This window comes from Pseudoalteromonas sp. THAF3, assembly GCF_009363775.1.
Lineage (GTDB): Bacteria > Pseudomonadota > Gammaproteobacteria > Enterobacterales > Alteromonadaceae > Pseudoalteromonas > Pseudoalteromonas ruthenica.
This window is the reverse complement of record NZ_CP045418.1, coordinates 1,522,510-1,546,338: the sequence shown is the minus strand read 5'-3', so window position 1 is coordinate 1,546,338 and position 23,829 is coordinate 1,522,510. Positions and strand designations below refer to the sequence as shown.

Here is a 23,829-nt window from a genome sequence, read left to right as displayed (position 1 = left end):
TCCGACCTATTATGGTGCATAACAGCTTTTTTATGACTTATTTCAGTGCATTAAATTTGCATTAAAGAGGTAAATTGCGGTGTGACTTGGCAAATTTTTTCTGATACAACAAAGGTGAAGTAACAGGAATGAGGAAAAACCATGTGTTCAATCTTTGCCGTGCTGGATATAAAATCTGGCGCACAAAAGCTGCGCGAGCAAGCCATAGATATGTCCAAGCTATTACGTCATCGGGGCCCCGATTGGTCTGGTGTTTACAGTAGCGATAATGCCATTTTGGTGCATGAACGACTGGCTATCGTCGGTGTTCAAAGCGGTGCCCAACCTTTGTATAACGCCGATCGAAGTCATGTTTTGGCTGTCAACGGCGAAATTTATAACCACCAACAGCTCGCTGAGACGCTAACAATCGATTTTGACTTTCAAACGCAAAGCGATTGCGAGGTGATCTTAGCTTTATACGAACAACAAGGCAGTGATTTTTTAGATGACTTAAACGGTATCTTTGCCTTTTGTTTGTACGATGAGCGCAAAAATAAATACCTGATTGGCCGCGATCATATCGGTATCGTGCCCCTTTACACAGGTCGCGATGAGCAAGGCAATTTTTATGTTGCCAGTGAGCTTAAAGCACTGTCCCCTATTTGCAATCATATTGAAGAATTCCCTCCGGGCCACTACCTTGACAGTGATATCGGAGAGTATCGCCCTTACTATCAACGCGATTGGCAGCACTTTGACAACGTCAAGGATAACCCTGCAGAAGCCAAAGCCGTACGTGAGGGTTTGGAAGCAGCGGTAAAGCGCCAGTTAATGTGTGATGTTCCCTATGGCGTATTGCTATCTGGCGGGCTCGATTCGTCGGTGATCTCGGCAATCACACAAAAATTTGCCAGTAAACGCATAGAAGACAATGACGCCAGTGATGCATGGTGGCCTCGCCTACATTCATTCTCCATTGGTCTAGAAGGGTCGCCCGACTTAGCTGCCGCAGAGCAAGTCGCCAAACAAATAGGCACCATTCATCACCCCATTCACTTTACCGTGCAACAAGGCATTGATGCCTTAAAAGAAGTGATCTATCACTTAGAGACCTATGATGTCACCACAGTACGCGCGTCCACGCCCATGTATCTAATGGCTCGGCAAATTAAAGCCATGGGCATAAAAATGGTGCTCTCCGGGGAAGGCGCCGATGAGCTATTTGGTGGCTATTTGTATTTTCATAAAGCCCCCAATGCGCAAGAGTTCCATGAAGAACTTAATCGTAAAGTCTCTAAATTGCATATGTTCGACTGCCTGCGAGCGAATAAATCAATGGCAGCATGGGGGGTGGAAGCCAGAGTGCCGTTTTTGGATAAAGAATTTGTCGATACTGCCATGCGCATTAACCCTGAGGCGAAAATGTGTAAAGACGGGAAAATAGAAAAACACATTATTCGCCAAGCCTTCGAAGGCTACTTACCGGACGATGTGCTGTGGCGACAAAAAGAGCAGTTCTCCGACGGCGTTGGCTATAGCTGGATAGACTCACTGAAGGACTATGTCGATACCCAAGTCAGTGATATTGATATGGCCAATGCCCACTATCGTTTCCCACTAAACACGCCACAAACCAAAGAGGCGTATTTCTATCGCAGTATTTTCAGTCAACACTTCCCAGGAGAAGCGCCAACCCGGTGTGTGCCTCATGGCAAATCCGTGGCCTGTTCAACCCCTGAGGCTTTAGCTTGGGATGCATCTTTTGCCGATAACGCTGACCCGTCAGGTCGAGCAGCCAACACTCACCAAGCGGCCTATGCAACGCCCAAAGCATAGGCTGTATCCGGCAAAATCAAAGCTTGCGCTGCGCTTGAGTAAACGCTTTGGCTGCAGCGCGCTTTACTTTGCCAAGATATTCAGTCAGCTATCGGGCCGGGGGGCCAACCCCAGTTGGGTGTTTGATGGGCCACGCTTACAAGCCCATCACTGCCATCATGTTTCAATGCGCTTAGCGCCTGTGATGTGCACCTTTGTGACTAACCACGCTCGTTCACAAATGATCCAATGGTGGCAAAATGGCCATGCTGTGCGCCGCTGCGGTCACGGCACGCTCGCTCACATTGCGTGCAGCGCCAATGGCAAATCAATGTGCTCCAAAACAGAGCCTCTTAGCGGCGGACTCGCTGTTAACTCTCAAGCGATGTTAACCTTTGACGCCCTTGAAGCAAGTCCTTGCAATGACAACAGCTTATCAAAAATCGTAAACCTGCCTTTGACCTTCACTGGCAGCGAACCTTTTGGCTATGATTTCATGCAATGCGACAGCGACGATCTTCGTTTCCTTGAAGTGGATTTAGAGCACCTTGCTACGCGCCGCAACGCACTGATCGTCATCAATAAGCCGAGTCACCTTCAACGACATTGGCAATGTCGCTACTTTGCGCCGCAATTCGGTAACCCGGAGGACTTGGCAACCGCATCTGCCCTCGCTGTGATAGCGCCCTGGCTGCACCGTCATTATGGTCTTAATAGCGCAGTCATCCACCAGGGTTCGAGTCGCCTAAACTATAAGTTATCCGGTCAATATGTGCGTATTTTTGCCAAGGTGTTAGCGCTGCGGCTTCACTAAGCACAGCGCAAAATCCCCTTGCGAATCGCACCAACTATCTACCAGGGTCAATCCGGCATTGCCAATCAAGGAACTAAAACTCGCTAACGTGTACTTATGCGAATTTTCGGTATGAATGGACTCTCCTGCACGAAGCGTAAAACGCTGATCTCGCACACTGATGCAGGTGTCTTGATTCGCCACCAAGTGCATTTCAACGCGGTGTTGTTCACTGTTGAAGCGGGCCTCATGGCGAAAGTGCTCTAAGCACAGATGTGCGCCTAGCTCGCGCGCAATACGCGTCAGTAGATTACGATTAAACGCAGCGGTAACCCCTTCTCTATCATCATAGGCGGCCAATAATCGTGGTGTCGCTTTAATTAAATCAATACCAATGAGCACACGGCCGTTGTGACCACACAGCGTACGTAAATTATGCAGCACTTCAATTGCATGGATGGGGGAAAAGTTGCCTAAGGTTGAGCCTGGGAAAAACACCACATTATTGCTGCCATTCAGGCCATGCTGTTGCACTAACGCCTTGATAGTCGGGCCATGGGTAAAGTCACCATGCAGTGGGTGGATGTTGACGTGGGCAAAGCGCTGGCGCAAACGCTGCTGAGTATACAGCAACATTTCTGTGGAAATTTCCAGGGGTATAAAGCCATTTACGTCAGGCATGTTATCCAGTAAATACGCGACTTTCTGGCCCGAGCCGCAGCCGGGTTCGATCACGGTTGCCTGTGTCGGCAAGTGCGCGACGATGTCCTGCGCATACTGTGCCAGCAAGGCCAATTCTGTGCGCGTAAGATAGTACTCTTGCAGCGCCGTGATCTGCTCAAACAATTGCGCACCAAAGTCGTCGTACAGGTATTTGCATGGCAGCGTTTTTTGACTTCGCGATAGGCCATCAATAACGTCATCCAAAAAGCTCTGACGGCAGGTGAATGGCAATGCATGGTTACTCATAGATTCTGTCCTTGGCGAGGCGAATGCCACTACACATCCACCGTTGATGGGGGTAAAAAAAGTTGCGATACGTTAATCGCGTATGCTGCTTGGGGGTGAAATACGACCCACCTCTGAGCACCTGCTGATTCACCATAAACTTTCCGTTATATTCCCCGGCATCGCCCGCAAATGGCCGAAACCCAGGGTATGGCTGATAGCTACTTAAAGTCCACTGCCAAGCGCAGTCATCGATTTGTGCGATATCACAATGACCTGCTTGAGCTTGCTCCATGGCCCACTCCCACTCAAACTCACTTGGCAACCGCGCACCTTTAAATTGGGCGAAGGCACTGGCTTCATAAAAGCTGATGTGACGCACTGGTGCATTCATCGCAAGCGGGATTGGTCCTTGGGGGGTGAATTCATACCAATTGTTATTCTGGTAGCGCCAATACAGCGGCGCTTTTATCTGCTGGCGCTGTAACCAACTAAAGCCATCACTGTGCCAAAACTCACTGCGCTGATAGCCTTGTGCTTCGATAAAGGCCAGATAGTCTGCGTTGGTGACAAGATGTGATGCAATGGAAAACTCATTAATATAGACGCGGTGACGGGGCCGCTCATTGTCAAAACTAAAGCCCGCTTGCGCCCCTATTTGCGCATCTGTGTTAGCAAAATCCAGCCACTGCCTGGGTTGCTCGTTCGAGGGACACACTAAGTGCTCGTCTAAAGTCGGGTACTGCGGATTAACACTGAAGTTATAAAGCATATCCATACGCATTAACTCTTGGTGCTGCTGTTCATGCGCAATCCCTAAGCTGACCCACTCTGCGCACTCATCGCTATCATGCTCAAGGGCGGCAACAACGTGGTTATCAACCCAGTGGCGATAATCCATCACTTGGCGCAATGAAGGACGAGATAATACGCCCCGTTGAGGGCGTGAGAACTGCTCACCGATACCTTGATAATAGGAATTGAACAGCACCTTGAAATCAGGATGCAAAGGCGCAGAAATAATCTTTTTTGGCGCAAGTAAAAATGTTTCAAAGAACCAACTGGTGTGCGCCAAATGCCATTTCATTGGGCTCACATCAGCCATTGCTTGAATTTGACAATCTTCAGCACTGAGGTTTGCCACCAAGGCTTCGCTGTTCTCCCGACACTGGCGGTACTGCTCTATCAACGCATGGGTTGTTTTGGTCACGACACGCACACCTTAAATTATTGTTGTTGTATTTGAGCTTGGTTCCTAAAGCCTAGACGAGCCTCAGTAATTTTCCATTCCCTTGTTTGTAATCAATTATTTACACACCAGTTGTGAACTTAGCAGCAAAAAGTTGCACCGAGGTGGCAGCTAAGAGACACTTTTGTGGCACTAAAATAACAACTAGGAACTCTTGATTATGCGTTTTCGCTCTCTAAGCGCCTTTGCGCTCGCTGTTGCTGCCTCACCGGCACTGGCAGACGAAGGTATGTGGCAACCTCACCAGCTTCCGGAATTGGAATCTGTGTTAAAGCAAAAAGGGTTAGAAATAGACCCTAAGAACATCTCTAAGCTCACCGAATTCCCGATGAATGCAGTTATCAGCTTAGGGGGGTGTACAGCCTCATTTGTGTCGCCTAAAGGTTTAGTCGTCACCAACCATCACTGCGCGTACGGCTCCATTCAATATAATTCCAGTGCCGATAATAATATTCTGGAAAACGGCTTTTTAGCGAAAAAGCCTGAACAGGAATTACCTGCCGCCCCAGGCTCTCGAGTGTATGTAACCGAGCAAGTCACTAATGTCACTGACAAGGTGAATGCCCAGTTAAACGATGATATGGATGGTAATACACGCTACAAAGCCATCGAAAAAGCAGAAAAATCGCTGGTGGCTGAATGTGAAAAAGACGTCGGTTACCGCTGTAACGTCTATACCTTCCATGGTGGATTGGAATATTACCTGATTAAAGCACTGGAAATTAAAGATGTGCGTTTGGTTTATAACCCAGCCATGGGCGTCGGTAAATATGGCGGTGATATTGATAACTGGATGTGGCCGCGCCACACCGGCGACTATTCATTTTACCGTGCCTACGTCAGTAAAGACGGTCAACCTGCAGAGTACAGTGAAGATAATATGCCGTTCACTCCAGATTCTTACCTGAAAGTCAGTGCCAAAGGCGTTAAAGAGGGTGATTTTGTGATGGTTACCGGCTACCCGGGGCGCACCAACCGTTACCGCACTGCCTCCGAAGTGGCACACCAATTTACCCATGTGTACCCTACTGCTAAAGCCTATCGTGAGCAAAGCATTGATATCATAAAGGCGCAGGCTCCGGAAGGCTCACAAGCACGTATAGCCTACGAGAGTACTTTGGCTGGACTGGCTAATTATGCGAAAAACTATGGTGGCATGATTGACTCCTATCAAAACACTGATATGCAAACACGCAAAGATGCTTTGGCGCAAAAACTTGCGACTTGGATCAAGTCGGACAGTGCGCGTCAATCGCGCTACGGCGATACCCTTACCCAGCTCAATGAGCTGGTAAAGCAATCGCAAGCAACCAGTGAGCTGGACTTGATTTTAGGCTACATGGGTCGCAGTGCCATGCTCTCTAGTGCGCAGCGTTTATACCGCCTAGCCAATGAGAAGCAATTGCCTGATGCTGAGCGTGAACCTGGCTACCAACAGCGCGATCAAGCTCGTTTTGAAGCGCGCATGACCAGCCTATCTCGTCGTTACGACGACACCGTGGATAGCGCCATTCTCGCCCACTTTATCGACCTTTATGCACAACTGCCGCAAGCGCAGCGTATTGCATCTTTAGATAAAGCCTTAGGGATTGATAAGGATTATGATAGCGAGGCCATGCGCCAGCGCATCGACTCTTGGTATGCTAAGACCGAGCTTAACGAACAGCAAGCTCGTATCGATTGGATGAATAAATCAGTATCAGAGTTCAAACAAAGCGACGATCCGTTTTTGGCAATCGCTGTAGCCACTTATGATGATATGCGCAGCCGAGAAAAGGCGAAAAAGGCGCTCAGCGGTGAACTGGCTAAAGTACGTCCGCAATATATGGCGGCTATTATTGCCTTTTACCAAGAGCAAGGGTTACCCGTCTATGCTGATGCTAATAGCACCTTACGTGTGACTTATGGCACAGTGAAAGGCTACTCGCCTAAAGACGCACTGACCTATACGCCGTTTACAACCTTAGAGGGCATCGCGCAGAAGTACACTGGCGAAGCGCCTTTTGACGCACCGAAAAAGCAAATGCAGCTAATTGCCGACAAACAATATGGTGAATACCAAATGTCGTCGCTTGGCTCAGTGCCGGTCAACTTTTTAAGCACCGTTGATACCACAGGTGGTAACTCAGGCTCGCCAACGTTAAATGGTAAAGCTGAATTAGTCGGCCTGCTGTTTGACGGCGTAAGTGAAAGTATTATCGGTGATTGGGACTATGATCCTAACCTCAACCGCTCCATTCATGTAGACACTCGCTATATGCTGTGGGTCATGGAGCATGTGGATAATGCCGATAACCTACTTGCTGAAATGGATATCGTTCGATAATTTGCAGTGAAATTATTTTTACTCATAAGCGCCTTCGGGCGCTTTTTTGATCGCTCCTTAAAACATCCCCGTAATGTATAAGATTCAAGCTGTTAGACAATTGGTGATTTACATTTACATTTTTGCTTCTAAACTAGTGTAAGTGATATGGGGCCTATTTTAGTTAGTCTACAAACCACCTTTCTGTGCGCTGGCACGCAGGGTAACTCACATAGGTCTAAGCTCTAAGGGCATTATGACAATAACTAGAGGTATGCATGAGTGAACATCATGATAAGTATAGTATAGAAAATACCGACTACACCGTCGGCCAGGACAACGTGCAAAAATGGGGATTTGATGTCCATAACCCTGTTTTTGGCGTCAGTGCTGGCCTTATTTTGGTGTTTTTAACCGCCGTTTTAGTAACCGACCCGGCCACCGCCAAAGGGGCGTTAGATGGTATCAAGTTAGATATTATCAACAATTTTGACGCCTTATTTATGTGGGCTGCAAACATTTTTGTGATCTTCTGTTTGGCTTTAATCGTCTCTCCTTACGGAAATATCCGCTTAGGTGGTGAAAGCGCCAGACCAACTCACTCACGTATTTCATGGTTAGCGATGTTATTTGCAGCCGGCATGGGGATTGGCTTGATGTTTTGGGGCGTTGCAGAGCCAGTCGCCTATTTCACAGGCTGGTATGAAACTCCCCTTGGTGTTGAAGCAAACACACCCGAAGCAGCTAAGGTCGCTATGGGGGCAACCATGTTCCATTGGGGTTTACACCCTTGGGCTATCTATGCAGTTGTCGCATTATCTTTAGCTTTTTTCGCTTACAACAAAGGCTTACCCCTCTCTATTCGCTCTATTTTCTACCCGTTACTGGGCGATCGCGCTTGGGGCTGGCCTGGTCACATCATTGATATATTAGCTGTTCTTGCGACTTTATTCGGTCTTGCGACCTCATTGGGTTTAGGCGCTCAACAAGCCTCAGCAGGGATTAACCATGTGTTTGGCAGCGACGGCGATATTGGCATGCAAGTGGCCGTTATCGCGGGCGTGACCTTTTTGGCTATCGCCTCTGTAGTGCGCGGTATTGATGGCGGTGTAAAACTGCTCAGCAACGTTAATATGGCCATCGCCTTTGCATTACTGGTATTTGTTGGTTTGGTGGGTTTTGCCGCAGCAATGGGCAATGTGCCCAATACCATTATGGGGTATGTGGAAAACATTATTCCACTTAGTAATCCGCACGGTCGTGAAGACGAAGCTTGGATGCATGGTTGGACTGTGTTCTATTGGGCATGGTGGATTTCTTGGTCACCGTTTGTTGGCATGTTCATCGCGCGTGTATCCGAAGGCCGTACAATTCGTGAATTCTTAACAGCAGTACTGCTGATCCCGACGCTCGTCACCGTATTGTGGATGTCTATCTATGGTGGTATTGCTATTGAACAAGTTATTGATGGGGTTGGTACCTTAGGTGAAAAAGGCTTGACTGAAGTTCCTCTGGCGATGTTCCAGATGTTTGAACAACTGCCTATGGCAAGTGTCCTTTCTTTTATCGCCATTGTTTTAGTGTTGGTATTTTTCATCACCTCATCTGACTCTGGCTCATTGGTTATCGACTCGATTACCGCCGGCGGTAAAGTAGATGCGCCTGTTCCTCAGCGTATATTTTGGGCAACCGTGGAAGGTGCCATTGCCGCTGCACTGCTATGGATTGGTGGTACAGAGGCCATAGAGGCGCTGCAAGCTGGAGCAGTATCGACTGGTTTGCCCTTTACCATTGTGCTACTGCTAATGTGTGTAAGCTTAATTTTAGGCCTGCGCACCGAGCCCCGCCCTGGTAAGTAGTTAACCTTAACCTAAGTAAAACGCCGCAATATTGCGGCGTTTTTTGTATCTAGGGTGTCACTTCCATAACTGCGACAGCGGTGTGTCAGGGCGATAATGATAACGCAACTGCGCTTGCAGTAATTCGGCGGTCGCAAGAGCATCTGTCAATGCGTTATGACCCTGATAGGCCGGCAGGTTATAGCGCAGCCGAGTGTCCCCCAAGCGCAAAGAACCAATTTTATCTTTAAATAGCCGACCTAATAATCCACGACGTGCTAGTAGCGCTTGGTGCTCAACATCCATGGTATCAATTAACGCAAACTCGATCCCCTCACCTATGCGCCGCTCTAATGCATTAAAGAAAAACGGCCGCTCAATAGCATGGTAGTGAACCACGGCTACATGCCCGGCGAGAGCCTCAAGTACAGGCTCCAATACGGCGGTTAAATCCGGAGCATTGGCAATTTCAGAATGAGTTATACCATGAATAACAATGGACGATTCTGCTAGTTGCTGGCTTGGCTTGACCAACCAATGCCCCGATCGTTGGCAATAAATGCGATGCCAACTAAACGGCACCACACCAATACTGACAATATCATCGTTGTGAGCATCTAAACCTGTGGTTTCAAAATCTAAAGCCGCAAAGGGCACATGTTCTAAAGGGGTATCTCCAGCGGGGATACTAGCTTGATAAAACTGCCTCAGTTGCGGCGACTGGCATTGCTTCGCTAGTGCTTGATAGCGCGATGGCCAATCAAGCAAAGACGCTTTGTTAGCCATTACTTCAACCCTGCGCCGTTTTGATAACGAAATTTTAAGAAGCTTTGTGCTTTTTCTAAAATCGCAAAAGCCTCTTTTAGGTTTCGTTGCTCGAAAGGCGACAGCAAATGCGGGTCTAGGTGGTTATCCGGTGCTTCGCCTTGCTCTATTTGCCATGCTTGGTGACGAATACGGGTCATGGCAATGTATTCAAGTGCATCACGCAGATCCTGTGCCTTGCCTTCAGGCAATAACTTGGCTTCAATAATATCTTCTAGGCGTTCAAAGGAGTTTTGCTTACGCGAGCTGACCGCTAAGGCATGGACCCGCACCACGTCAGTCAACGGCGCTGTACCACGGCGTTTAAGGTTAATTGAGCGCTTGTGTTCACCATCATGTTCGAGTACGAACCCTTTAAAGAACCCCAGTGGCGGAGTTCTATTTCGCGCATTGGAGGCGATGTTGGCAAGGAAGCGACGGTTTGCTTTGGCTTCTTTAGCAATAAAGGATTTTAGCGCGTCGGCCCATTTAGTTTTGCCCCACACGCCATCGAGGTCAAAAAAGATAGAGCAATGCAGTAGCGCCTGAGGTTTAGGCTCAGCTATCCACGATGCAAATGTGTCTCGCCACTGTGAGCGTGTAAGGCGCCATTTCTTAAATGAAGCCATAATTTCACCCTCGCAATAGCTGTACCCGCACGCAGCGAGCCCATCACAGACAAAGTCCGCCAGCGCTTGAAAGTACTCGTCATGCTGCGCTTCATCAAAGCTGTCATCGAGAATAATGGCATTATCTTGGTCCGTCACTATCAATTGTTCATCTCGCGCCATTGAACCTAACGCGATAAAACAATAAGGGATAGGAGGAGGTCCTAGCTTTTCTTCTGCTAATGCTAACAGCCGCTGTTTAAACGTACGACCAATCACCGCCATAGCAGTGCCTATCATGTGTGAATTGGCATCTTCATTAACCATACGCACAAATACAGAGGGTAATTGCCGAGCATAATGAGTGAGGTCTTCAACGCTTTGCTGCGCGAGAATACCGCGCACTAACAATAGGCTACTTTGCGATTCATAACGCAAAATATCAGAAAGTGAAATGACACCGATGGGCCGACGTTTATGCAATACCGGCAAATGGTGCAAGTTATCACGCAGCATCGCTAAAACTGCTTCAAAGACATAATCATTGGCGTCTAACAGCGTAAGGTTAGTTGACATAACTTGCTCAGCAGCAATAGCTAAAGAATGCCCCTGCGCCACAACCTTAGTGCGTATATCGCGATCTGTAATAATACCCACGACTTGCCCATCATCTTCTTCTGGGTCATCGCTAAGAGGCTTGTTGGCATCAGTGACCAACACACTGGATACGCTCTCTTGGGTCATCAAAGCCGCAACCTCCTGCACACTGGCAGTGGTGCTGACAGTAACCACATCACGATGTAATAAAACCTTGAGTTTAGCGGTAGTCAAATCATTACTATCAGCTTGCTCAACAACGGCTTGGTGCAAACGAACATTGCCATCTGCTTCAAAATAATCCGCAAATGGCTCAAATTTATCGCAATAGTCACTAAATAGCTCAACACTAATGCAATACACTAGGGTGTCTTCCATTGCTTTGACGGGAAAGCGCACTTTGCGGTTCATCAGTAAGCCCATTTGGCCAAAGATCCCCCCTTCGTCCATACGGTTGTATAAGTCCCCATTGCGCCGATACGACTCCACTGAGCCACTGCGGATCACGTACAAATCGGAAATGTCATCGCCATAATTGAGAATGTCAGAGCCGGCGCGGAAATACGCTACCTCGACCTGTTGAGCAAGGTTATTAAGGGCATCTTCGGGGAGATGGTCAAAGGGTGGATGGGCACTCAAAAATTGTGCAATTTCGATTTGCTCAGCTTGCATAGTGCTGCCTTTAAAGGTGCTAATATACTGAGCTTAATACAAAATTGCTGAAAAAAAAATGTCCGCACCTGGTGCGGACATTTATTTATTAATGCGCTTGTTCTAATTCCTGCGCTAGTTGTTTGCTTTCATCACCTCGTGGCGAGGTGAAACGCGCCAGTCCTAAGTAAATCACCGGAGTGAGGAATAAAGTAAACAGCACCGCTAATGCCAAACCGCCGAAGACCACCCAACCTATGGCGTTGCGTGCTTCCGCCCCTGCACCGGTGGATAAAATCAGCGGTAAAGCTCCCAATAAGGTGGACACTAAGGTCATCGCAATGGGACGTAAACGCACCAGCGCAGCGCGCTCAACCGCCTCTCGCACAGGGTGTCCCCGGTCACGCAGTTGGTCGGCAAATTCCACCAACAAGATTGCGTTTTTAGCAATCAAGCCAATCAGCATCACTAAACCAATCTGCGAATAGATATTCAGCGATGTACCGGTTAGATACAGTGCTAAAATCGCCGACGTGATACCGAAAGGCACTGTGATCATCACCACCACAGCACTGTTAACACTTTCGAATTGCGCTGCCAGTACCAGTAACACAATGACAAAGGCCAATACATAGGTCATCAGTACTTCATTGGCCGTTTCTTCAAAGGTCAATGCCTCGCCTTTGAATGCCAAAGTGATGCCACTGGGCAAATGCTGCTGCGATAAATCTCGCAGCTGCTCTACAAGCTGCGCCATTGGCATTTCCGGTGGCAACTCCATATCCATTTCTATGGCGCGGCGCTGCGCATGGCGCTCCAGCTCTGCAGCCACCCCTTCTTCGCTGATATTAGCAACAGAGCTCAACGGCACCAATTGACCATTACTGGCGCCAACATACAGGTTTGCTAGGTCGCTAGGAGAATTGATAGTACGATTTTGTGCTTGCAGCATAATCGGGATAGATTGGTCACCGACGTTTAAATCCGCCACGTCGTCGCCATTGATGGCTGCGCGTAAGGTGATGGCAATGTCACTTAGATCAACACCCAGCTCTTGTGCACGACGGCGATCGATATTAACTCTCAGCTGCGGCTGCGACGGCTGATAAGAAATGCGTACTGGCGCCACTTGTGGGATAGCCTTTTCCACCTCAGCGGCGAATTGTTGGGCAGCAATAAAAATTTGCTCATAATCTTGGCCCAATAATGCCAGCTCGACCCCACCCCCTTGACCGCGCAAATTCAAACTATTAGAACCAAATGCGCGCGCAGGTGCGCCGGGTATATCGCCTAATGGCCCGCGAATTTTGTTAATAATTTCCTGTTGGCTAAAATGACGCTCATCCCAATGCTTTAATGGCACAGTGATAAAAGTAATATTCGGATCCCACTGCCCAACCACGGTATAGATAGATTCTATTTCGCCACTTTCGACATAGGGCAACAGAATGTCTTCCATTTCCTTGGCTTGGCGGTCCATAAAGTTGAGACCGACGCCATCAGGTCCACGAGCAAAAATACGGATTTTACCTCTGTCTTCACTCGGTAAAAGCTCATTTTCTAATTGCGAATAAAGTGCCCCCGACGCCACAGCCACCAAAGCACAGGCAATTAACGTAAGCCAAGCATGGTTCAGTACTTTGTGAATACACCACTTGTAAACGTTCGCCAGCGCATGCCCTACTTTACCAAACACATGTTTGCCGCCGCTTTTCAGTTTTAGTTTCGATGTCAAAGCAGGCACTAAGGACAACGCCACAAAGCTGGATATAATTACTGCCCCAGCTAATACACCACCAAATTCACGAAATAATTTTCCTGCGGTAGAGGGTAAAAATGCGATGGGTACGAAAACAGCGGCTAACACGGCAGTTGTCGCCACCACCGCAAAGAACACCTCGCGCGTTCCCACTACAGCAGCCGCACGACGCCCAAGGCCTAAGCTTCGTTGGCGCTGAATATTTTCACTGACAACAATGGCATCATCGACTATCAACCCGGTTGCTAATACCAAGGCCAGCAAGGTCAAAATATTAATAGAAAAGCCCAGTGCCCAAATCAGCGCTAACGACCCCACCAGCGCCACAGGAATGGCGAAGGCCGGAACTAAGGTGGCACGCCATGAGCCAATAAACACCCATAAGGTAATGACCACCAAAATGACGGTGAGCACCAAAGAATTTAACACCTCATCCACTGAGCTGCGGATAAACTGAGCATCATCTGAGGTCAGCGTGAAAGTCATATCAGGGAAACGCTCACGCATTTGAGTTAATAGCGATAACACTTCATCAGAAATTTCGATGGTATTAGACTGGGCTTGGCGGATCACTTCCATGCCTATTACAGGCTGGCCATCCAAGCGCACCATGGAGCGTGGATCGGCCGGGCCAAAATAGACCGCTGCGATATCGGCAATGCGGGTATCATCGCCGACGATAATATCCCCCACTTGCTCGGCCGTGACCGAGGTGGCGTCGGCGCGCACGATTAATTGCTGATCATTCGATTTTAAACTCCCCGCCGGCACATCAAAGGGCGCTTGGCGCAGGGCATCAGCAACATCGGGGACAGTCAGGTTAAAGCTGCTCAGTTTAAGTGGGTCGATACGCACTCGCAGCACCCGCTCTCGATCGCCATTGAGGCGTACATCAGCGACACCGGGAATGGTCAGAAATTGCGGTGCTAAATCAGTCTCAACTCGCTCCGTTAGCGCTTCCAGTGACAACGCCTCACTGCTGACCGTCAATGACACCACCGCCTCGGCGTCATTATCGGCTTTGATTATTGAGACACGCTCGACCTCTTCTGGGAGTTCGCGTTGAACCCGTGCCACCGATTCTCGCGTTTCGTTGGCGGCATCATCGAGGTTCACACCTGGGCGAAACTCGACCACGATACGAGAACTCCCTTCCTCACTTTGCGCGCGAATCGACTTTACGCCGCTTACGCGGGCTACCGCGCCCTCAAGCTTGCTCGTCACTTCCGTATCGACCGTTTCCGGAGAGCCACCAGGGAAAGACGCTGACACAGTAATACGAGGGCGGTCGACATCGGGTAGCTCACGCACTTCAACGCCTGCAATAGCGGCAATGCCGGCAATAATAATGAGTAAGTTGAGTACCACAATGAGGACCGGCCGGCGAATCGCCATCGACGGCAAGTCTTGGATATGGGCAGATGTTTGCTCGCTCATCACTTACTCCTTGCGTGCCAATGCGGGTTGCTCAAAGCGCACACTTTGCTGAGGTCGTAAGCTTTGTACCCCTTCGACTATGAGGTAATCACCGGCATTTAAATCACCGCTTACAAGCAAACGCCCGGATAACCGTTGTGCTATTTTTACATCAACGCGAGTGGCTTTGTTATCGACGCTTTTCCACACATACGGGCCCGTTGCCCCCCATAAGAGAGCGGCTTCTGGGACAACCGAATAAGCCTGCCCTTGCATGTTTAGATTGACACGAAAACCCATGCCCGGGATAAACTGTTCATTATCATTGGCTATTTTTGCTTTGACACGAATAGTGCGGTTTTGCGCATCGATTCGCGAGTCCATATAAGCGATATCGGCACTGAGCTGTTTTTGCGTGTGCCAAGGCACTACGGTGACACTGGCACCACCGCGCAGCATAGGCACAGCCGCTTCTGGGGCTTTAAAGTTGATGTACAACGCACTGATATCATCAATACTCGCAATCGCGGTTTGCTCGGTGATGCGATCGCCAACTTCCACGTCGGTCAGCCCCATTACACCACTGAAAGGAGCACGCACTTGACGGTCTTGCAACTCTGCTTTTGCCACTTGCAGCGCCACTTTGGCTAAGTCTCGCTGCGTCAGCGCATCGTCACGTTCGCTTTTAGGGATAGCGCCTTTAGCGAAGCTGTCTTCTAAGCGTTTTAATGTTCGCTCTGCATCGGCTAATTGTATTTGCGCTTCTTGAAGCGCCGCGCTTTGCAAGCGTGAATCAAGCTCCAATAGCAAGTCGCCAGCCTGCACTTCATCCCCAGGCTGAAAATACACACCGGTGACGCGATCCCCCACTGCTGGGTAAAGCACGACCGAGCGAATCGCCTCCGTACTGCCGACCGCCTGAACTTGCTGCTGTGCTCGCTCTTGGCTCACGGCATTGACGACCACACGCTTGCCCTCAGCGGCCAGCGCATTGCTAGATACTATGAAACTACAAATTAATGCACAAAATACCTGCTTCAAGGAACTCCACCTTCATTATTGTTGTTGGCCACAACCATTGGCCGCTTTAAATTAATACTCTGTGTACGTAGTGTAACAGCTCTGTGATCAGCCTTGACGCTAAGCTCGATCAGTGACCACTGTAATGCGACTAATCGCTTCCCTTTTTTGGGAAATACAATACATAGCGTTATTTAATCACACATAGCTGCGGACTCATGCTGACTTTGCATATCTTTACTTTGTGGATAATCAAGGGATGGTTGTTAGGCTCAACGCCAAGTGGATGCTGAAATAGGCGCTACTTTGAGCCAATAACTTAGCTCAAAGCACGTCCTCTTTTGTCACTGGCTTTTGCGCCGCTATTTCTTGCGCTTGTTGCTTATCTTGTGCATCTGCGTTTATTCCCTGTTGCTGGCGACCCTGCTGCGGAGAGAAAGTAAGTGAAGCGTACAATGGGAAATGATCTGAGCCAATATTAGGCAGTGGCCGAATCTCATTTAAGGTGAAATGGCGAGAGTGAAATAAGTGATCCAACGGCCAGCGCACCAAGGGGTAATCAGCATGAAAGGTATTAAATAACCCTCGACCTATACGCGGGTCTAAAAGGCCACTGACTTTTCTAAATAACCGTGTAGTACGCGACCAAGCGACATCGTTTAGGTCGCCGGTTATAAGCGTCGGTATCGATTGCTCAGCTACACGTCGAGCCACCACCAATAATTCAGCATCACGGGGAGTAGAATGGCTATTTTCAGTGGGACTCGGTGGCGCTGGATGAAGGAAATGCACCCGCACTATATTCCCTGAGCGCAGTACCAAGTCGCCATGAATAGATGGCACATCATCCTCGACTAAATAACGTATTTCACTGTTTTCTATGGCTAAGCGCGAATAAACATGTATACCATAGAGGTTATCCAACGGACACTTTATACTGTGCGGTCTTTGCGCTAACAACACATCCAGTTGGTCTTGCCACCATTGGTCAGACTCCAAAGTGATCACCACGTCGGGGTTATGTTCATGAATAAGCGCAAGCAGAGCTTTGCTATTGCGGTTGGTCATGAGCACGTTAGAAACCAAAATACTTAGGCTGTTGTCACTATCTTGGCTCTGACAACTATGCACTTCTTTACGCCACACTGGCGTATACGGTAACACCCACCATAATTGCCATAGCAAGCAACCGAGCGTCGCAGTGACCATGAGCCAGGATGCAATGCTTGCAAAAGAAAGAAAGTATGCTTGCAGTATTAGTAAAAGAGTCGCGATGGCCGCAAACTGTAAACGCGGGAAATCAAAACCCCGAACACTCCAATGACCGATAGGTAATAGGGGTAAACAGGTCGCTAAAACGAGAAACAAAGTGACTACCCCAAGCGCCTCAAACATGGCCTTTCCTTCTAATTGTTTTAATTCGGCTTTGCGCCCTGCACAGCTTTTTATAAAAGCACATAAGCTTATGAAAAAAAAGTGCGTTATATACAGTTGATGGTGATAGGTAGGTCGTTGTAGTCGTCACAACGATAAAGACTGCTCATTGATTAATAGGCTCTTTACTTTATGTGCTTTTTCAAAATGATCGAGCCGATGGGTGTGAATCCACCAAGTAGCCGCCTCCATCAGCAGCTCTGGATCATCATTTTTATTTTTGAAAAAAGCGTAGAAAGATAACCCTACCTGCTCCCCTTTACGCGCTATTTGTTGCTCGCATTTAGCTATCATCGTGCTGCGTAGTGTCGCTCTCATCATCCTTGCTCTTTAAAACGAAAAAGGAAGTGTTCAACACTTCCTTTTCGGTGGCTAATTATTTGCTAGCAGCGCGTTGCTGTTCTTTGAGCTTTTGCTTTTGCTCTTTGCGCTTTTGTAACATTTCTTGGGCCTCATGGCCAATATGACCCTCACCACGCTGCTTCGCCAAGTCGATTTGCTTTTGGCGCTCTGCAAAACGTTGGCGCTGCTCTTCGCTCAAACTGTCATGACAGTGATGACAAGACACACCCTGCATGTACTGCGGCTTTTGCTTATCGTCTTCGGTAATAGGCATACGACAGGCATGACATTGGTCGTATTGACCCTTGTTTAGGTCATGATCCACAGCAACACGGTTGTCGAATACAAAGCACTCACCTTCCCACATGGTTTCTTCCTTAGGCACTTCTTCTAAGTACTTAAGAATACCGCCCTCAAGGTGGTAGACCTCTTCAAACCCCTGCTCTTTCATATAAGCTGTGGATTTTTCGCAGCGAATACCGCCAGTACAGAACATGGCTACTTTTTTGTGCTTTTTAGGGTCAAGGTTTTGCTCCGCCCAATTTGGAAATTCGCGGAACGTCTTTGTTTGCGGATCAACGGCATTTTTAAAGGTACCAATTTCTATCTCGTAATCGTTACGGGTATCCACCAACACCACCTCAGGGTCGCTTATCAACGCGTTCCAATCCTTTGGTTTCACATAGGTGCCCACCACTTCTCGTGGGTCGATACCTTCAACACCCATGGTGACTATTTCTTTTTTCAGCTTCACTTTGGTGCGGTAGAAAGGACATTCATCGTCAAAAGACTCTTTGGTAACGATATTAGCGAGGTTAGGTTGCTTATCAAGCCATCCAAGTAAGGCATCAATCCCTTCGCGTTTACCCGCGACCGTACCATTGATACCCTCTTTGGCAAGCAGTAACGTACCACGTACGTCATTAGCAAGCATGACATCTAAAAGAGGTTGGCGAAGTTGTTCGAAATCAGGCAGCGCAACAAACTTATACAGCGCGCACACGACGTATTGATCAGACATAGTAACTGTTACCTTCAGTGCTTTTAAAACGAAACCGAATCGTAAATCCGGCGCAATGGTCGGCGTATTTTACTGATTGTGGTGAAAAACGCAAAATTCACTGCCAGTGAACTGTCTCATTACGTTATAATAGCGGTGGATAAACTGTAATTTTGGAGAGTTAATTTGCAATTTAGTGATTTGGGTATCGATTCTCGACTGTGTGGGCAACTAACGCATCAAGGTATTACCACGCCCACCGATATCCAAGCGCAGGCCATACCCTTGGCACTCGCTGGCCATGACTTATTTGCGCAATCAAAAACCGGGTCAGGTAAGACACTTGCCTTCTTGTTGCCTGCAGTACAACGGGTTATGAAGCAGCGGGCCCTATCAAAGCGCGACCCCCGTGTAGTAATTGTCACCCCGACTCGCGAGTTAGCGTCACAAGTATACTCACAGCTACGTTTACTGATAGCCGGAACGGCACTGTCGGGAACAAAAGTGATTGGCGGTGAGAACTTTAACGACCAAGTTAAGGCGCTGCGCAAGAATCCACATTTTGTGATTGGCACGCCAGGGCGAATTGCCGACCACCTTGATGGCCGCTCATTACAATTAGGCGGCCTGGAATTGCTCATTTTTGATGAGGCCGACCGCATCCTTGACCTCGGTTTTACCGAGCAAGTTGAGCGTATCAATGCGGCCGCAGATCATCGTCTGCGCCAAAGCCTTTTGTTTTCAGCTACTTTGGAGCACGCTCAGGTCGGTGCGCTCTCGCGTAACCTATTACGCAACCCTAAGGGCGTGACCATTAGTGCCGCCACAGATGAGCATAGCGATATCTCACAGCATCTGTATTTGGCGGATCACCTCGACCATAAAGAGGCCCTGCTCGATCACTTTATTGCCCAAGAGAATGTTGGTCAGTGTATTATTTTTACCGCCACACGAGATGATACCGAGCGCTTGTGTAACAAGCTCACGGCGCAAGGTTTTAAGGCCGTCGCTCTCGCGGGCACGCTGGCGCAAAGCAAACGGCTGGATATTATGGACGCCTTTAGCCGTGGGCTATACCAAGTGTTGGTTACCACCGACGTAGCGTCACGGGGCCTCGATTTGCTTAACGTCACCCATGTAATCAATTTTGACTTGCCAAAACATGCGGAAGAATACATTCACCGTATTGGTCGTACTGGCCGCGCGGGCTTTAAAGGTCATGCCATTTCATTGGTGGGGCCGAAAGATTGGCAAAGTTACCTGGCGATAAACCAATTTATGCGCCGTCCTTTGCCGTTCAGTGAAGTTGAGGGGCTAGTCGGCAAGTTTAAAGGCTTTACTCGTCCAAAGCCGCCAGCGAATACAAAGAAAAAGCCCCAGGATAAAACTAAGCCAGCAACATCTAAAAAACCTCTTGCTAAGCGCAAGAAAAGTAAATCCATGCAAGTAAAAGTGGCGCAACCCGCACCGTTTGACCCGAACAGCATGGGCGTAAAACGCAAGCCTAAAAAAAATAACGACACAGAGAGCGAATAATGAGTGAATTAGGTCAATGGCAAACGCTGTTTGTTGAGGAAGTCGCAGGCGAAGGCGCGTATTTGCGAAGCACCGAACTCGGTGAAGTCTTTTTACCGGCCTCTGAGCTGCCCGATGATTTACAACAAGGTGATAGCTTAGGCGTATTTGTCTATTTAGATAGTATGGGCCACGCCACCGCAACTCGAAAAAAACCATTAGCGCAAGTGGGCGATTTTGCTTTTTTACAAGTTAAACAAGTCAACAAAACCGGCGCCTTTTTAGATTGGGGTCTGGATAAAGACTTGTTGGTACCCTTTAACGAACAAAAGCCCCGAATGCGAGAGGGAAATAGTTATTTAGTAAAGCTCTACCTGGACAATGCCTCCAAACGTATTTGTGCATCCAGTAACCTCAATAAATTTGTCGGTCACGCAAAGCCTCGTTACCAGCTCAACGATGCCGTTGACATCATGGTGGCTGCTAAAACCGACTTAGGCTACAAAGTGATTGTCGATGATAGCCATTGGGGACTTATTTTTCATAATCGCGTACATCGCCCGCTGTACGTTGGTCAACAGCTTAACGCGTTCGTCTTACAGTGCCGCGAAGATGACAAACTTGATATTGTCTTAGAAAAGCAAGGAATAGCAAAGCTAGACCCGCTTAAAGAGCAAATACTGCAAGCGTTAAAAGACGGTGGTGGCGTGTTGCCGCTTGGAGATAAGTCTGCGCCGGAGGCCATAAAGCGCCAGTTTGGCACCTCAAAAGCGAACTTTAAAAAGGCTATTGGTGGTCTGTTTAAAGATCAACTTATTGATATCGAGGCCACACGAATCACATTAAAAACGCGACCTTAGGTCGCGTTTTTGCGTAGATTAGTAGGATTGATAATGAAGGTCATCGTAAGGCAGTGCGCAGCGTACATAACGCTTAGAATAATCAAGCAACTCTGAGCGGTTACTAATACTCAATGGAGCAAGCCGAAAGATACGCCCTTCACACTCGACACGTTTAATATCATGGCCTTCCATACAATTACCCACTGAACGCCCAGATTCCAACAGCATTGCTTCATTATTGGCACAAATTGCATAGACACGTTTTGCCAGTGCCTCTTTCAGAGCAAATAGATCCACATCTTGGTATTCTACCTGCTCAATCAACAGCGCCAGTGCGCGCGCATTACTTTCTGCGGTGCTCTGGCGATGATAATAGTAACCTGCGGCCACGATGAGGGCTATCAGCAGAATGTATTTCACCTTAGTCTCCTAGACTCTCATTAATCTCAGTTAATACCGCAACTGGATCAGCAGCTTGCGTGATTGGACGACCAATAACCAGATAGTCGCTGCCGCTCGCGACGGCTCGCTCTGGTGTCATTATACGTTTTTGGTCCCCGGCATCGCTTCCTGCTGGGCGGATCCCCGGTGTCACGAGTGTAAACTCTGACCCCAACTGTGATTTTAATAACTGCGCTTCTTGCGCTGAACAAACTACACCATCAAGACCAGCCTGCTGTGCAAGCTTGGCTAGATACAATACTTGTTCTTGTGGGGATTTATCAATACCTAATTGTTTTAATTGTATTTCATCCATACTGGTAAGGACGGTTACCGCAATCAGTAACGGCGCTTTGTCGCCGAAAGGAGTCAATGCTGCTTTCGCCTTTTCCATCATTGTCACACCGCCACTGGCATGAACATTAACCATCCATACCCCTAATTTTGCAGCCGCAGTCACCGCTTTAGCAACAGTGTTAGGAATATCATGGAATTTCAAATCGAGAAATACATCGAAGCCCAAATCCACCAATTGTTTGACAAAATCGGGACCAAACAACGTAAACATTTCTTTGCCTACCTTTAAGCGGCAAGTGCTAGGTGATAATTGCTTTACAAAAGCTAAGGCTTTGTCTTGGTCGTCATAATCTAAGGCGATCAATACTTTTTTAGAATCAACAGAGCTCATTTTTTTCCTGTTTAAAAACCATCAAGCCCACGGCTTGGCTGTATAGACTCCCAGTGTCGACATGAAGGACATAACCAGTAATGGCTATGGCTTTCAAAACCACAATGCTGACATTGATAGTCTGCCTTGGTGTCTATATATGATTGGATCAGTTTATCTATGGGGTTTAATGCCTCATCAAGTTGGGCATTTTGACCAGCCAATAATTGTAACAGAAAACGAAAGCCACGGATATTCGGCTGTTTCTTCAAGCTTTTGGTGAGAAACTCCATAGCCGCTTGGTTTTCGCCTCGTGTTAATAAATGCTGGCAATAATGAATTTTAAGAAGGACACCGCCTTGCTCTACCAGCTCACTCAACAATTGCTCGAACTGTTGCTGTAAATTCAAATGACGATAGGCGTTGGCTAGCTTATCAATCACTAACGGTGAGCAGCGGGTAAATTGAGTGACTAAGTCACGCCAATAGTGAATTGCTTGCACATAGTCTTCCCGTTGATAAGCCTGTAACCCCAGTTCATGTAAGGGGCGAATACTCGGCTCGCCTACTCCTAAGGCTTGTGACATCAACTCTGTTTGCTGACTGTTAAGGGCTGCCTCACAGTAAAAATTCGCAATCGCAATACGTTGTTGGCTGTGAATGAATAAATGGGCATGACGCTGGTATAACTCAACGCCTTTTTGCCACTCTCGCGTTTGTGAGTATAAGGTGATCAGCGGTTCAATGGCCTGCTGACGCTTCCCTTTAACAAGGATAAGTAGGTGCTCTTCTGCGCTATCAAGTAATCCAGCCAAGATATAGTCCTGTGCTAACTCTAAGCGACTTTCAGTGAGCTGATCTTGATTTAAGTTAGGGTGTTCAAGTAATAATTCATGAATCTTGATGGCGCGGTCAAGCTCGCCGCGTTTGCGAAATAATGCCGCCAAGGTCAAGTAATGCTCAACCGAGTCCGCAGAGACCTCGAGTAATTGAATAAGGTGTTCAAGGCCTTGATCCTCTTCCCTATCAAGTAGGTACTTAAGGCCTTTACTGTATTCGGCGGTGATTTTACGATTATGTTGATGGGCTTGGTTTTTGGCACTGTTTTTACCCATTATCCAGCCGTAGCCCGCAGCTACAGGCAAGAGTAAAAACAACAGTTCAAGCATGGCTAACCGTCTTTTTCAGTGGCAGGCTCAGGGCCTATGTCATTGTTGGAATCACGGGCTAGCTTGGTATTGCGTCGCTGCAAGCGGTAGTTTTGCCACTTTAACTTGGAAAACACACGGAAACTTACAAAACAACCGACTAATAGGCCAATAACAAAACACACGCTGATGAGGGCAGCAAGTGGTAATTGAGCGCTAGCAATAAGATAATTTACTTGAACAGACTGTGGATTTTGCGAACCCAATACGAAGGCAATAAAAACACACAGTACAAAAAGAACGATTTTTACAACCTTCACTCGGTAACGACTCCGTTGTTATTATTGTATGCTCTCGTTAACGCGATCGCGCAATTCTTTGCCTGGTTTAAAATGAGGGACATATTTACCGTCTAGCTCAACGGTTTCTCCGGTTTTTGGATTTCGGCCTGTACGTGGTGCACGGTAATGAAGGGAAAAGCTACCAAAGCCGCGAATTTCGATGCGCTCGGCGCTAGAGAGCGAGCCGGCCATCTGTTCTAGAATTTCTTTTACGGCATTTTCAACATCACGAGCTTGGATGTGTGAGTGTTGTTCTGCAAGCTGTTCTATTAACTCTGACTTGGTCATAATGTTTCCTCAAGTGCTTACAAAAG

20 protein-coding genes are annotated in these 23,829 nt (G+C 47.9%); 6 read left to right on the top strand and 14 right to left on the bottom strand.

Annotation, left to right across the window (positions count from 1 at the left end; all coding sequences use genetic code 11):
* Positions 1–141: 141 nt before the first annotated feature.
* Entirely contained in the window at positions 142–1,818 is a 1,677-nt protein-coding gene (gene asnB, locus FIU82_RS07075) for an asparagine synthase B (RefSeq protein ID WP_151172824.1), read from the top strand.
* A complete protein-coding gene (locus tag FIU82_RS07070; RefSeq protein WP_172972717.1) occupies positions 1,799–2,611 on the top strand; it encodes a PhzF family phenazine biosynthesis protein in 813 nt (270 codons plus the stop codon). The genes asnB and FIU82_RS07070 overlap by 20 nt, the downstream gene beginning before the upstream one ends.
* Here the strand turns inward: FIU82_RS07070 and egtD are convergent.
* A complete protein-coding gene (egtD, locus tag FIU82_RS07065; protein WP_152440695.1) occupies positions 2,591–3,559 on the bottom strand; it encodes an L-histidine N(alpha)-methyltransferase in 969 nt (322 codons plus the stop codon). The two genes, FIU82_RS07070 and egtD, sit on opposite strands and share 21 nt — an antisense overlap.
* Positions 3,552–4,748, bottom strand: a complete 1,197-nt coding sequence (egtB, locus tag FIU82_RS07060; RefSeq protein ID WP_253946350.1) for an ergothioneine biosynthesis protein EgtB — start codon at positions 4,746–4,748, stop codon at positions 3,552–3,554. Before egtB ends, egtD begins: the two co-directional genes overlap by 8 nt.
* 199 nt (positions 4,749–4,947) lie before the next feature.
* Between egtB and FIU82_RS07055 the strand changes: the two genes are divergently transcribed.
* Positions 4,948–7,113, top strand: coding sequence for a S46 family peptidase (locus FIU82_RS07055; protein ID WP_152440693.1), 2,166 nt, complete (start codon positions 4,948–4,950; stop codon positions 7,111–7,113).
* Positions 7,114–7,370: 257 nt separating this feature from the next.
* A complete protein-coding gene (locus FIU82_RS07050) occupies positions 7,371–8,951 on the top strand; it encodes a BCCT family transporter (protein WP_152440692.1) in 1,581 nt (526 codons plus the stop codon).
* A 57-nt stretch (positions 8,952–9,008) separates the two neighbouring features.
* Here FIU82_RS07050 and FIU82_RS07045 read toward each other — a convergent pair whose 3' ends face one another.
* From FIU82_RS07045 to FIU82_RS07015, 7 genes are all read right to left on the bottom strand, one after another.
* The gene (locus FIU82_RS07045) at positions 9,009–9,716 is read right to left on the bottom strand and encodes a 3'-5' exonuclease (RefSeq protein ID WP_152440691.1); all 708 of its coding nucleotides are present in this window, start codon (positions 9,714–9,716) and stop codon (positions 9,009–9,011) included.
* On the bottom strand, positions 9,716–11,611 hold the full coding sequence (locus FIU82_RS07040) for a DUF294 nucleotidyltransferase-like domain-containing protein (protein ID WP_152440690.1): 1,896 nt from the start codon (positions 11,609–11,611) through the stop codon (positions 9,716–9,718). The genes FIU82_RS07045 and FIU82_RS07040 overlap by 1 nt, the downstream gene beginning before the upstream one ends.
* Before the next feature lie 88 nt (positions 11,612–11,699).
* Positions 11,700–14,786: an efflux RND transporter permease subunit gene (locus FIU82_RS07035; protein WP_152440689.1), complete on the bottom strand. Its 3,087-nt coding sequence runs from the start codon at positions 14,784–14,786 to the stop codon at positions 11,700–11,702.
* A 3-nt stretch (positions 14,787–14,789) separates the two neighbouring features.
* Entirely contained in the window at positions 14,790–15,806 is a 1,017-nt protein-coding gene (locus FIU82_RS07030; RefSeq protein ID WP_022943847.1) for an efflux RND transporter periplasmic adaptor subunit, read from the bottom strand.
* A gap of 303 nt (positions 15,807–16,109) precedes the next feature.
* On the bottom strand, positions 16,110–17,180 hold the full coding sequence (locus FIU82_RS07025; protein ID WP_152440688.1) for an endonuclease/exonuclease/phosphatase family protein: 1,071 nt from the start codon (positions 17,178–17,180) through the stop codon (positions 16,110–16,112).
* A 126-nt stretch (positions 17,181–17,306) separates the two neighbouring features.
* Positions 17,307–17,537 (bottom strand): DUF6500 family protein, encoded by a 231-nt coding sequence (locus tag FIU82_RS07020; protein ID WP_026110955.1) that lies wholly within the window; start codon positions 17,535–17,537, stop codon positions 17,307–17,309.
* Positions 17,538–17,595: 58 nt separating this feature from the next.
* On the bottom strand, positions 17,596–18,582 hold the full coding sequence (locus FIU82_RS07015) for a rhodanese-related sulfurtransferase (protein WP_022943844.1): 987 nt from the start codon (positions 18,580–18,582) through the stop codon (positions 17,596–17,598).
* Positions 18,583–18,747: 165 nt separating this feature from the next.
* Here FIU82_RS07015 and FIU82_RS07010 point away from each other — a divergent pair, with 165 nt between their 5' ends.
* Together FIU82_RS07010 and FIU82_RS07005 are read left to right on the top strand one after the other, a co-directional pair.
* Entirely contained in the window at positions 18,748–20,097 is a 1,350-nt protein-coding gene (locus FIU82_RS07010) for a DEAD/DEAH box helicase (protein ID WP_152440687.1), read from the top strand.
* Complete coding sequence (locus FIU82_RS07005; RefSeq protein ID WP_045978735.1) at positions 20,097–20,936, top strand: S1 RNA-binding domain-containing protein; 840 nt, start codon at positions 20,097–20,099, stop codon at positions 20,934–20,936. Before FIU82_RS07010 ends, FIU82_RS07005 begins: the two co-directional genes overlap by 1 nt.
* Positions 20,937–20,954: 18 nt before the next feature.
* Here the strand turns inward: FIU82_RS07005 and FIU82_RS07000 are convergent, their stop codons facing one another.
* Genes FIU82_RS07000 through ihfB form a run of 5 tightly spaced genes read right to left on the bottom strand, consistent with a single transcriptional unit; the run spans position 20,955 to position 23,803 of the window.
* The gene (locus FIU82_RS07000) at positions 20,955–21,338 is read right to left on the bottom strand and encodes a hypothetical protein (RefSeq protein WP_138508399.1); all 384 of its coding nucleotides are present in this window, start codon (positions 21,336–21,338) and stop codon (positions 20,955–20,957) included.
* A 1-nt stretch (position 21,339) separates the two neighbouring features.
* Positions 21,340–22,047, bottom strand: a complete 708-nt coding sequence (gene pyrF, locus FIU82_RS06995; RefSeq protein ID WP_152440686.1) for an orotidine-5'-phosphate decarboxylase — start codon at positions 22,045–22,047, stop codon at positions 21,340–21,342.
* Positions 22,048–22,058: 11 nt separating this feature from the next.
* Entirely contained in the window at positions 22,059–23,195 is a 1,137-nt protein-coding gene (gene lapB / locus FIU82_RS06990) for a lipopolysaccharide assembly protein LapB (protein ID WP_152440685.1), read from the bottom strand.
* A 2-nt stretch (positions 23,196–23,197) separates the two neighbouring features.
* Positions 23,198–23,494: a lipopolysaccharide assembly protein LapA domain-containing protein gene (locus tag FIU82_RS06985; RefSeq protein ID WP_045978733.1), complete on the bottom strand. Its 297-nt coding sequence runs from the start codon at positions 23,492–23,494 to the stop codon at positions 23,198–23,200.
* 21 nt (positions 23,495–23,515) lie between these two features.
* Positions 23,516–23,803, bottom strand: a complete 288-nt coding sequence (gene ihfB, locus FIU82_RS06980; RefSeq protein ID WP_022943837.1) for an integration host factor subunit beta — start codon at positions 23,801–23,803, stop codon at positions 23,516–23,518.
* Positions 23,804–23,829 lie beyond the last annotated feature (26 nt).